The 10,141-nt window shown below is 71.8% G+C and carries 10 protein-coding genes; 8 read left to right on the top strand and 2 right to left on the bottom strand.

The annotated features are described in order from the left end of the window. Positions 1–337: 337 nt before the first annotated feature. The 3 genes from STRAU_RS22750 to STRAU_RS22740 all read left to right on the top strand — a co-directional run bounded on the left by STRAU_RS22750 (position 338) and on the right by STRAU_RS22740 (position 4,743). Positions 338–892: a PH domain-containing protein gene (locus STRAU_RS22750; RefSeq protein WP_016642728.1), complete on the top strand. Its 555-nt coding sequence runs from the start codon at positions 338–340 to the stop codon at positions 890–892. Beyond that, complete coding sequence (locus STRAU_RS22745; protein ID WP_016642727.1) at positions 889–2,475, top strand: PH domain-containing protein; 1,587 nt, start codon at positions 889–891, stop codon at positions 2,473–2,475. The genes STRAU_RS22750 and STRAU_RS22745 overlap by 4 nt, the downstream gene beginning before the upstream one ends. A gap of 78 nt (positions 2,476–2,553) precedes the next feature. Further along, complete coding sequence (locus STRAU_RS22740; protein WP_106968008.1) at positions 2,554–4,743, top strand: MMPL family transporter; 2,190 nt, start codon at positions 2,554–2,556, stop codon at positions 4,741–4,743. 105 nt (positions 4,744–4,848) lie between these two features. On the opposite strand, the gene STRAU_RS22735 is transcribed toward STRAU_RS22740, so the two are convergent. Further along, the gene (locus tag STRAU_RS22735; protein WP_016642725.1) at positions 4,849–5,124 is read right to left on the bottom strand and encodes a DUF5988 family protein; all 276 of its coding nucleotides are present in this window, start codon (positions 5,122–5,124) and stop codon (positions 4,849–4,851) included. Between the two features lie 108 nt (positions 5,125–5,232). Further along, complete coding sequence (locus STRAU_RS22730; RefSeq protein WP_016642724.1) at positions 5,233–5,961, bottom strand: hypothetical protein; 729 nt, start codon at positions 5,959–5,961, stop codon at positions 5,233–5,235. A 24-nt stretch (positions 5,962–5,985) separates the two neighbouring features. Between STRAU_RS22730 and STRAU_RS22725 the strand changes: the two genes are divergently transcribed. The 5 genes from STRAU_RS22725 to STRAU_RS22705 all read left to right on the top strand — a co-directional run bounded on the left by STRAU_RS22725 (position 5,986) and on the right by STRAU_RS22705 (position 9,868). Then, positions 5,986–7,659: a flavin monoamine oxidase family protein gene (locus STRAU_RS22725; protein WP_078621410.1), complete on the top strand. Its 1,674-nt coding sequence runs from the start codon at positions 5,986–5,988 to the stop codon at positions 7,657–7,659. A 148-nt stretch (positions 7,660–7,807) separates the two neighbouring features. Beyond that, entirely contained in the window at positions 7,808–8,233 is a 426-nt protein-coding gene (locus tag STRAU_RS22720) for a cold-shock protein (protein ID WP_016642721.1), read from the top strand. A gap of 123 nt (positions 8,234–8,356) precedes the next feature. Further along, the gene (locus STRAU_RS22715) at positions 8,357–8,719 is read left to right on the top strand and encodes a GNAT family N-acetyltransferase (RefSeq protein WP_037661204.1); all 363 of its coding nucleotides are present in this window, start codon (positions 8,357–8,359) and stop codon (positions 8,717–8,719) included. Beyond that, positions 8,713–9,393 carry an aspartate/glutamate racemase family protein gene (locus STRAU_RS22710; protein WP_016642719.1) on the top strand — a complete coding sequence of 227 codons (681 nt, stop codon included), beginning with the start codon at positions 8,713–8,715 and terminating at the stop codon, positions 9,391–9,393. Before STRAU_RS22715 ends, STRAU_RS22710 begins: the two co-directional genes overlap by 7 nt. 34 nt (positions 9,394–9,427) lie before the next feature. Further along, on the top strand, positions 9,428–9,868 hold the full coding sequence (locus STRAU_RS22705; protein ID WP_016642718.1) for a nitroreductase family deazaflavin-dependent oxidoreductase: 441 nt from the start codon (positions 9,428–9,430) through the stop codon (positions 9,866–9,868). Positions 9,869–10,141: the final 273 nt, after the last annotated feature.

The following is a 10,141-nucleotide window of genomic DNA, read 5'->3' as shown; positions in this document are numbered from 1 at the left end:
GCCCACGGCCCAAACCGCGGGTCCTCTTCCCGGGGAAAGCCGCTCCAGAAGGCGACGAAGACATTGAGGGAGATGAGTGTGGCGACGAGGATGGCGTCCTGAACGGCGCTGCGGCCCAACCATCGAATCGGCCCTATCACGCGGTCACCCTACTGTCGCCCGCGCGCCCCGGAAGCAGACCTGGTCCCTACGAAACAGCGGAGCGTACGAAAGTGGGTAGCGCGCCGCCGAAGTTGCAACCTTGGTCGCTTCCACTCCACCCGAACCGCTCTGCCTGCCTGGCCGCCCGGCTTGTTTGGCTGTTCCGGAACGAACAGCCAAGGGGCCCGGAGGAGCAGTGCCACACCAGACGCGGCAGTCACCACGAGACAGGCCGGAGGCGGTCCCCGACGCCGCCGCGCCGCGCCTGCTCTCGGCGCCGGCGCCCGGCCGCCGCCCGGACCGCCGTGCCGTCCACTGGTGGCTGACGCAGAACCTCCTGGTCGTCGTGCCGGTCCTCGCCGGGATCGCCGCCGCCCTCGCGCTGGTGCCGGACACCCCGTCCTGGCTGTGGCCCGCCTTCGCCGTCCTGTGCCCGCTGGGCGTGGCGTACGCGCTGCTCACCCCCTGGTACCGCTACCGCGTGCACCGGTGGGAGGCGAGCACCGAGGCCGTGTGCGCCACGTCCGGCCGGTTCATCCGTGAGTGGCGCGTCGTGCCGTTCACACGCATCCAGACCCTGGACACCAAGCGCGGCCCGCTGATGCAGCTGTTCGGCCTGTCCGCGGTGACCGTGACGACCGCCTCGGCGGCGGGCCCGGTCACCATCGACGGCCTGGACAAGGACCTCGCCGTCGCCCTGGTCCGGGACCTCACCGAGCGCGTCCGCGCCCTGCACGAGGACGGCACGTGAGCACACGTACGCCGCTGCTCGACGCGCCCGGAGGGCCCGACATGCCGCCGTCGCCCGCCGAACAGGCGTGGCAGCGGCTGCACCCCCGCATGATCGTGGTCAGCGTGAGCTGGCTCGTGGGCCCGGCGGTGCCGCTGCTCGGCGCCATCTTCGCGGCCCGTGACCTGCTCAACGCGCACGGCCTGATCGTGCTCGGCTCCTACATCGTGGTGGCCGGCGTGCAGGCCGGCCACGAGTGGGTGCGCTACCGCACCACCCGCTTCCGCATCACCGACGGCAAGGTCGAGCTGCACTCCGGGCTGTTCTTCCGTACCGACAAGTCGATTCCCCGCGACCGCGTCCGCAGCGCCGACCTGACCGCGAACCCCGTGCACCGCCTTTTCGGCCTCGCGGCCGTCAAGGTCGGCACCGGTGAGCACACCGCCCGCAGCGAGGACGACGAGCTGGTGCTCGACGGGATCTCGCGCGAGCAGGCCCTCCAGTTCCGGGCGCTGCTCCTGAGCCGGAGCGGGGCCACGAACCCCGACGGCTCCGCCGCGAGCCCGGCGCTGCCCGTGCCGCTCGCGCGCATGCGCTGGTCCTGGGCCAGGTACGCGCCGCTGACCGTCACCACCTTCGCCGGGGTGCTCGCCGTGGTCACCGGTGGCTCCAAGCTCCTCGACACCCTCGGCCTCGACCTCGCCGACAGCGGCACCGCGCGGGACGTCTGGGACTGGCTGTCCTCCGTGCCGCTCGCCCTGGCCGTCGCCGTCGTCACGGCGGCGCTGCTCGCCATCGGCGTCGCGGGCTCCCTGGTGACCTTCGCCGAGGCATGGTACGGATACCGCCTCGAACGCGAACCGGAAGGCTCCCTGCACCTCGTCCGCGGGCTGCTCACGTCCCGGTCGGTGTCGGTGGCCGAGCGGCGGATCTGCGGCGTCGAGCTCACCCGGCCGCTGCCGCTGCGCCTGCTCTCCGCGGCCCGCCTCAACCTCCTGGCCACGGGGCTCGGCGGGCACAGCGCCCGCTTCTCCAACCCGGCGCAGCTGATGCCCGCCGCGCCCCTCGACTCCGCGCACCGGATCACGGCGGACGTCCTCGACGAGACGTCCTCGCCGATCACCCAGGCAGCGCTGCGCGGTCACCCCCGGCCCGCCCTGCGCCGCCGCCTGGTGCGCGGATGCCTGCTGGCCCCGGCCGTGGCAGCCGCCCTGGCCGGGGCCGGCGCGGCGATCGGCCCGCTGCCCTGGTGGACCGTCGCCGCGGCCGCGCTGCTCACCGCCGCCTGCGGCGCCCCGCTCGCGTGGGACGCCTACCGCGGCCTCGGACACGCGCTGCACGGGGACTACCTCGTCGTACGGCAGGGCACGTTCGTCCGCCGCACGGTGGTGCTCCGGCGGGACCGGATCGTCGGCTGGACCGGCAGGCAGTCGTACCCGCAGCGGCGTGCCGGGCTGTGCACGCTGACCGCCACCACCGCCGCGGGCAAGGGCGCCGTCCGGATCCGCGATGTCGGCATCGCCGAAGGTCTCGGTCTCGCGGACGCGGCGCTGCCGGGCCTCCTCAGACCGTTCTGCGACCCGCCGTCGGCCGAGGACCACTAGAACCACCCGACCCGAGCCCGCACAAAAAGCCCTGGAAGCCCAAGTACTCCGGTGTGTTCCGGAGTGGAGGAAGGAACCGTGTTCAAAGCACTAGGACGTTTCGTCGTCGGCCACCGGTGGTTGGTGATCATCGGCTGGCTCATCGCCGGGGCGGCCGTGATCGGCTACGCCCCGTCGCTGACCACCACATCCGATCAGGCAGAGTTCCTTCCCAAGCACTACGAGTCGATCCAGGCGCAGAAGATCCAGGAGAAGGCGTTCCCGAAGGGCTTCAGCCCGTCGGCGATCGTGGTGTTCACGCGCGAGGACGGCAAGCCCCTGGACAAGGCCGACTCGGCCGAGGTCACCAAGGTCGGCAAGGCCATCGAGGCCAAGAAGTACGAGAAGGTCGAGCAGGTCGTCACCGCGCCGCCGTCGCCGCACAAGAAGGTGCAGACGGTGATGGTGTCGATGGCCGACGTGAAGGCGGGCGACAAGGGCCAGCAGCACGCGGTCGAGGACATGCGCGACGACCTCAAGCCGCTGGTCGCGGATTCGGGTCTGAAGGTGGGCGTCACCGGTGACGCGGCCACTCAGCTCGACAACGAGGAGGCGTCCAAGAAGGCCGACGGGCTGATCTTCATCGGCACCATCGTCCTGATCGTCGTCCTGATGACGATCATCTTCCGCAGTCCGACGATCACCGTCCTCACCATCGTCGGCATCACCCTGGTCTCCCAGATCGCCAACGGCCTCATCGCGATCTCCGCCAAGGAGTTCCACCTCAAGGCCGACAGCTCGGTGTCGTCGCTGCTGATCGTGGTGCTCTTCGGCGTCGGCACCGACTACATCCTGTTCCTGATGTTCCGTTACCGGGAACGGCTGCGGCTCGGTGAGGACCCGAAGACCGCGATGATCTCCGCCGTCGGCCGGGTCGGCGAGGCCATCGCCTCGGCCGCCGGAGCCGTCATCGTCTGTTTCCTGGCGCTGCTGCTCTCCTCGCTCAGCTTCCTGGTCTCGATGGGCCCGGCCCTGGCCATCGCCATCGGCGTGACCCTGCTCGCCAGTCTCACCCTGATCCCGGCGATCATCTCGCTGATGGGCACCAAGGTGTTCTGGCCCTCCAAGTCCTGGCAGCGGGAGCCGCGCGCGGCTCGCTTCGAGGCCGTGGGCAAGTCGGTGGCCCGCCGCCCCGGCCTGTTCGTGATCGGCTCCGGCCTCCTGATGATCGTCCTCGCGCTCGGCTCGTTCGGCTACAAGCCGACGTTCGCGAGCCAGGAGGACGAGAACTCCAAGAAGGAGTCGCAGGTCGCGCTGCACACCATGAGCAAGGACCTGCCGGCGGGCAGCACGAACCCGAGCACCGTCCTGATGCGCTCCACGAACGGCGAGAAGCTCCGCGACGCGGACATGAAGGCGTTCGTCGCCGACCTCAAGCAGGTCAAGGGCGTGGGCAGCGCCTCGCGCACCCAGGTCAGCAAGGACGGCACGACCGCCGAGTTCAACGCCGTCCTGACGATGGACCCCAACGGCCGCAAGGCGATGGACGTCGTACGCGGCCCGCTGCGCAGCACGGCGCACGAGGCGGCCCCGCCGGGCATCGAGACGAAGGTGGGCGGCGTCACGTCGGTGTTCGTCGACATCAACAAGGCCGTCAACCGGGACTTCTCCGTGGTCTTCCCGACGGCGGCCGCGCTCATCATGCTCATCCTCGGCCTGCTGCTGCGCAGCATCGTCGCGCCGATCTATCTGATGGTGTCGGTGGCGCTCGGCTTCGGTGCCACGCTCGGCGCCAGCGTGCTCCTCTTCCAGCAGATCCAGGGCCAGTCGGGCCTGACCTTCTTCCTGCCCGTCATCATGTATCTGTTCGTGGTCGCCATCGGGACCGACTACAACATCCTGATGGTGGCGCGCCTGCGGGAAGAGGCGAAGGAAGGACTCGGCCCGCGTGAGGCCACCGCCAAGAGCATCCAGCACGCGGGTCCGACGGTGGCCGCGGCCGGCGTGATCCTCGCGGGCACGTTCGCGTCGATGCTGCTCGCCAGCGATGTCTCGCTCGCCCAGATCGGGTTCGCGGTCGCCTTCGGCATCGTCATCGGGGCGTTCGTGATGGCGATGTTCTTCACGCCCGCGCTCACCGCCCTGTTCGGGCGGGCCGCGTGGTGGCCGCGCCGCATCAGGCCGGAGCAGCCGCAGCACGGTGGGCCCCCGTACGCCGGCCACCACCAGCAGCCGGTTCCGGCCCAGGGCGGCCGTGCCCCGTACGCCCCGCGCGGCCGGCGCGACTGACCAACCGACCCCCCACAAGAATCGGGCCCCACCGCGAAAAGCGGCGGGGCCCGATTCTTGTGGGGGATGTGGGGGGATCCGAAGTCGCGCTCTCTTCTGCTCCGCCTACTCGGCGATTTTCGTGCGGCCGACCCACCGCAGCTTCAACGGACCGGACGCACCGGATTCACCGTCATGCGCGGACGCGTCGAAGGGGACCGGTGCGTCGATGAACTCATAGTGCTCATAACCGTTTCCGAGCCGAATCTTGATCTTCTCAGCGGAGCAGATCACTTCATTGAGATCGGCGAGGACGACAGTTCCGGAAAGCGTGCTCGGACCGCCTTCGAGGTGGACGGAGTTCACTGTGATGGCGGAGATGCTGTTGTCGATTCCTCGCATGGGTCACCTCTCGTCTTGGCACCTCGGACGTGTGAGATTGTTCTGCGGTCACAAGGCGTTCCGATAGCCCCGCGGCACCCCTCAACAACCCCTATCGCCCTGCCGCTCCTAGGAGGTGGCGACCCGAACTTGTTCACGGTCGCACAGCTCATGGCTCGGGATCCGGGTGTCGGCCGAACCGCCCGCGAGCTCGCTGAACTTCTCCCCGAGGGGCTGGATGACGTTCTTCTCGACCTCGTAGTAGCTCGTGAGCGCCGACAGCGGCACCCGGCGCAGGTGCCACCGGCCCGCCAGGTCGCAGCCGATGGCCGGGTTGGGCGTGAAGTGGCCGGTCGTCCAGCCGTGGTGCTCGCCGTCGAGGGTGTGCTCAAGACGGAAGTGGTTGAAGAGGCTCTGCGCGGTGGCGCGCACCGTCTCGCCCGGGTCCAGCGGCATCGGGTCGGCCACGCCGAACCAGCACTCGGGCTCCCCGGCGTCCTTGACGTAGGCGTCGTTGAAGCCGAGCCACGGCCAGACGAAGGCGATGTGGCGGGCGTGCGCGGTGCGCACGTCGTCGGCCCGGTGTCCTTCGGGGATCCGGTCGGCGTCTATGTAGAACCGCCCGAGCCAGCTCGGCAGCCACAGGTAGTACGGGTACGAGCTGTCGTCGGAGAGTAGATAGCTGTTGGCATTCGAGAACAGTTCGTTCCCGGCTATCGGGCGCAGCCGCACCCCGTACTCGGGCAGGCTGAAACGCACGCTGAGGACTTCGAAGAACGACCGTACGTCCTGGAAGTAGGCGGACAACGTGTCATAGGCGCCCGCGGTTTCGGCGACGACATCTTTGCGGAAGATCATGGTTTCTCTCCGGCGTGCTAAGACATGTACGTGAACGCGACTGTAGATCACCAGAAAAGTGCGGTAAACCATGCAGTGGCAAACACGGAGGCGCCTGCGAGCACGCGAACTCACCGTCAATTTCCGGCCGTTCCGTGGCTCGATACCGCGATAGTAGGAGCCGGAATCGGCGGCTGCCTCCTGGCGTATCGCCTGGCACGCCGCAGGGAACGCGCGGGAGAATTCCGCCCCGAGCGGGTGGCGCTCTTCGAGCGCACGCACCGCGTGGGCGGCCGGCTGTGGTCGGTGCCGATGGCGGACGGGCTCCACGCCGACCTCGGGGCGATGCGCCTGCACCGCGGGCTGCGGCAGGTCCTCGACGTCGTCCACGAGGCGGGCCTCACGCCCGACCTCGTGCCCTTCGACTTCGGACGCCCCGAGAACCCGGTCCACGTACGCGGAGTGAGCCTGCGCCTGCGCCAGTTGACCGACCCCGTGGGACTTCCGTACGACCTGGCCGACGACGAGCGCGGCCTGAGCCCCGGCGACCTGGTCCTGCGCGCGGCGAACACGCTCGTCCCGGGCTTCACCGAGCTGCGCCGTTCCCACCACGAGGCGCTGGAGCGGGGCGACGCGCACCGGGCCGCGCGGGCGGCGACCGAATTCCGGCGGCGGTGCGACCAAGCAGTCGTCGGAGGTGTCCCGTTGAGGCAGTCCGCGTACGCCGAAGCGCTGCGGGCGGTGCTCGGCGCGGAGGCCGTCGCGCTCCTCCACGACACGGGCGGATACGACATCGGCTCCAGCGGCGAGAACGCCGCCGAACAGCTCGGCATCCTCTTCCGCACCCCGCCGCACGCCGAATATGTGACGCTGCGTCATGGCATGCAGAGCCTGCCGCGTGCCCTGTGCGACCGGTTCACGGCGGCGGGCGGCGGCCTCCGCCTCGGGCACCGCCTCCTGCGCGTCGACCGCGTGACGCCGGGCGACCCGGGCCACGCCCCGCCGGACGGCACCGCGCCCTCCGGCCCCGTCCGCTACCGCCTCACCTTCGCCCTGGAGGACCCCGAAGGCCGCGTCACCGGGCAACACAGCCACGTCCACGCACGCACCGTCGTCCTCGCTCTCCCGCAGGGCCCACTGCTCCGGCTCGACCAGGACGGGCTGCCCTTCACCCCCCGGCTGCGCGCGGACCTGGCGGCCGTCGAGGCCGTGCCCGCGCACAAGCTCTTCCTGCTGTACCGGACGGCCTGGTGGCAGCGGCTCGGCATCACCCGCGGGCGCGGCACGACGGACCTGCCGCTGCGGCAGCTCTGGTACGGCGGCACCTGCCCGCCGCCCGGCCCCGCCCGCGCCGAAGGACCGGCGCTGCTGCTCGCCGCCTACCCGAGCGGCCCCGCCACCAGGACGTGGGACGCCCTGCGCGCGCCCGGCGCCAAGGCCGAGCACGCCCACCGCCTCCTCGCGCGGATGCACGGCCTGCCGCACCTGGAGCCCCCGCTGTCCGCCCTCGCCCAGGACTGGAACAGCGCGCCGCACGACGGCGCGTGGCACGTGTGGCGGCCGGGGCACGACCCCGGCACCGTCGCACCCCGCGTCCGCACCCCGCTGCCCGGCGAGGCGGTGCACATCGTCAGCGACTGCTGGACGCCCGATCCCGGCTCGGTCGAGGGGGTCGTCGCCGGTGCGGAAGCGGTGCTCGCGGAGCGCTGGGGGGTGTGATCGACCACCGTCGCCGCCGGCGCGTACCGCACGGTAGATTCGGGATAGAGGTTCATCCGTCTACCGATTCCCGGTACACGGATTCATTCGGTTGTGGCGGTCTCACACAGGGTGGCGCCGCCGTGTGGTGTGGGTGAGGTGTGGTGGCATGTCCGGGCTGACGGCGGGAAAGGTCCTGCGGTTCGACGAGGTCCGCGGGTACGGATTCATCGCCCCCGAGGTGGGCGACGAGGACGTCTTCATGCACGCGAACGACCTGGTGGACGAGAAGTACCTCTACCAGGAGGGCAGCGAGGTCGAGTTCTTCCTGGAGATGGGGGACAAGGGACCCAAGGCGTCCCGCATCCGCCTGGTCCACCAGTCGAACTCGCACCAACTGCCGCGCGGCGGTCTGGCGGCGCGGTCCGTGCCCGCCCCGGCCGGCGAGCGGGCCGCCCCGGCGGCCGACGCGTTCACCCGGGACCTCACGGAGGCCCTGCTCGACTCGGTCGGCTCGCTGACGGGCGATCAGATCAAGCAGGTGCGGGCCTGCGTCGTCGACCTGGCGCGGGCGCGGGGCTGGGTCACCTCGTAACGGAACCGGGCGGCCCGGGCGGGCCCTTGGGGGCGCCCGGCCCGCGGAGGCGCTCGGCCCGTGGAGGCGCTCGGCCCATGGAGAAGCGTGGGTGGAGAGTGGAGAAGGGTGGAGGGAGCGGCGATGACGGGCAGTGACACCGGCAGGGACTTCGACATCCGCGACGACCGGGCCGCGGGCGCCCTGAACGCGGAGCAGGACGGCGAGACCGTCGGGCAGATCGCGTACTTCACGCTCAGCACGCCCGAGCCCGCGCTGGTGCCCGTGCACACCGAGGTGCCGCCCGCCCACGCGGGCCGGGGCATCGCGGGCGCCCTCGCCCGGGAGCTGTACGCGACGGCCGCCCGCGAGGGCCTCGCCGTCGTGCCGCTGTGCCCGTACGTCGCCAAGTGGGCCGAACGCCACCCGGCCGCCGCCCCGGTCCCGCCCGCCCCGCTCGTCGAGGCCGCCCTCGCCAAGGCCAAGGAGGACCCCTCGGCATGGTGACGCTGGCCCTGCTGCACACCTCGACCGCGCACGTCCCCGTCTTCGACGCGCTGCGCGACGCGGACCACCCGGGGCTCGCGCTGCGCCACTTCGTCCACGAGGACCTGCTCGCCCGCGCCCGCGCCGAGGGCCCGGACGCCGTCGCGGACGCCGTCCGGGCGGCGCTCGTCGAAGCCGCCGCCGGGGGAGCGGACGCCGTGCTGTGCACCTGCTCGACCATCGGCGGCGTCGCCGAGTCCCACGCCGCCGCCGTGGGCGTGCCCGTGCTCCGCGTCGACCGCCCGATGGCCGCCGCGGCGGTGCGGGCGGGCTCGTCCGTCGCTGTCGTCGCCACGGTCGCCTCGACGCTTGAGCCGACGTCCGCCCTGGTGGCGGAGGAGGCCGCCCGCGCCGGCCGCCCCGTCGACGTACGCACCGCCCTGGTGGACGGCGCTTGGGAGCGGTTCGAGGCGGGGGACCGGGAGAGGTTCCTGCGGCTCGTCGCCGACGCAGTCGAGGGGATCGCCGGATCGGTCGACGCCGTCGTCCTCGCGCAGGCGTCCATGGCCGACGCCGCCGACCGCGCGACCACGGCCGTGCCCGTGCTCGCCAGCCCCCGCACGGGCCTGCGCGCGGCCGCCCGGCTGTGCGGGCCGCGGAGGCCGGAACCGGCGGTGGATCAACCCCAGGCATGAGGCGGCAGCCGGTCGTCCGCCCTAGGGTTCGACCATGACCTCATCCGAAGAAGCCGTGATCAGTCCGACGGGCTGGGTGGCCCAACAGGCCCGTGTGTACGAGGAGTCGGGCGGCACCAAGGGCACCACCGTCCAGGGAGCCCCCTGCCTCCTGCTCGACTATCGCGGGCGCCGCACCGGGCAGTGGCGGCGCACCGTCCTCATCTACGGCCGCGACGGCGACGACTACCTGATCGTGGCGTCCAACGGCGGCGCCGACGAGCACCCGCTGTGGTACCTCAACCTGCGCGACGAGCCGGACGTCCGGCTGCGCGTGGGCACCGAGCGGTTCGACGCCCGCGCCGAGACCCTTTCGGCTCAGGACAAGGAACGCGTCTGGCCGCATCTCGTCGACGTCTTCGCCCCCTACGCCGACTACCGCCGCAAGACCAGCCGCGACATCCCCGTCGTGCGTCTCAGCCGCACCCAGGGCTGACCTCGGCCACCCGCGCCGCGCGGGCCCCCCGCGTCCACGCCTTCGGAGCAGTGGACGCGTGGACTCGCCGGGCGTGGGCACGCGAGGCGGGAGAGAGTGGAACCGGCCGGGCCCGGCCCTCCGCCGGCCCCGGCCACGATCCGCCTCCGACCCGCTGGAGGAACCAATGACCCACCCGTTCCCCGACCCCGTACCGCCCGGCCCCACCCCGGGCCCGCACCCGGGCCCCGGCCCCGGACCAGCACCCGGCCCCGGCCCGGCCCCCGACCCCGG

The organism is Streptomyces aurantiacus JA 4570 (assembly GCF_000414115.1).
In the GTDB taxonomy this organism is placed as follows: Bacteria; Actinomycetota; Actinomycetes; order Streptomycetales; family Streptomycetaceae; genus Streptomyces; species Streptomyces aurantiacus_A.
The sequence above is the reverse complement of the archived record's forward strand: the minus strand, read 5'-3'. Positions and strand labels throughout refer to the sequence as shown.

Coding starts and splice junctions, on each gene's coding strand:
- STRAU_RS22725 (WP_078621410.1), top strand. CDS start 5,986: ATGTACGTGAACGCGACTGTAGATCACCAGAAAAGTGCGGTAAACCAT.
- STRAU_RS22735 (WP_016642725.1), bottom strand. CDS start 5,124: ATGCGAGGAATCGACAACAGCATCTCCGCCATCACAGTGAACTCCGTC.
- STRAU_RS22730 (WP_016642724.1), bottom strand. CDS start 5,961: ATGATCTTCCGCAAAGATGTCGTCGCCGAAACCGCGGGCGCCTATGAC.
- STRAU_RS22705 (WP_016642718.1), top strand. CDS start 9,428: ATGACCTCATCCGAAGAAGCCGTGATCAGTCCGACGGGCTGGGTGGCC.
- STRAU_RS22710 (WP_016642719.1), top strand. CDS start 8,713: ATGGTGACGCTGGCCCTGCTGCACACCTCGACCGCGCACGTCCCCGTC.
- STRAU_RS22720 (WP_016642721.1), top strand. CDS start 7,808: ATGTCCGGGCTGACGGCGGGAAAGGTCCTGCGGTTCGACGAGGTCCGC.
- STRAU_RS22715 (WP_037661204.1), top strand. CDS start 8,357: ATGACGGGCAGTGACACCGGCAGGGACTTCGACATCCGCGACGACCGG.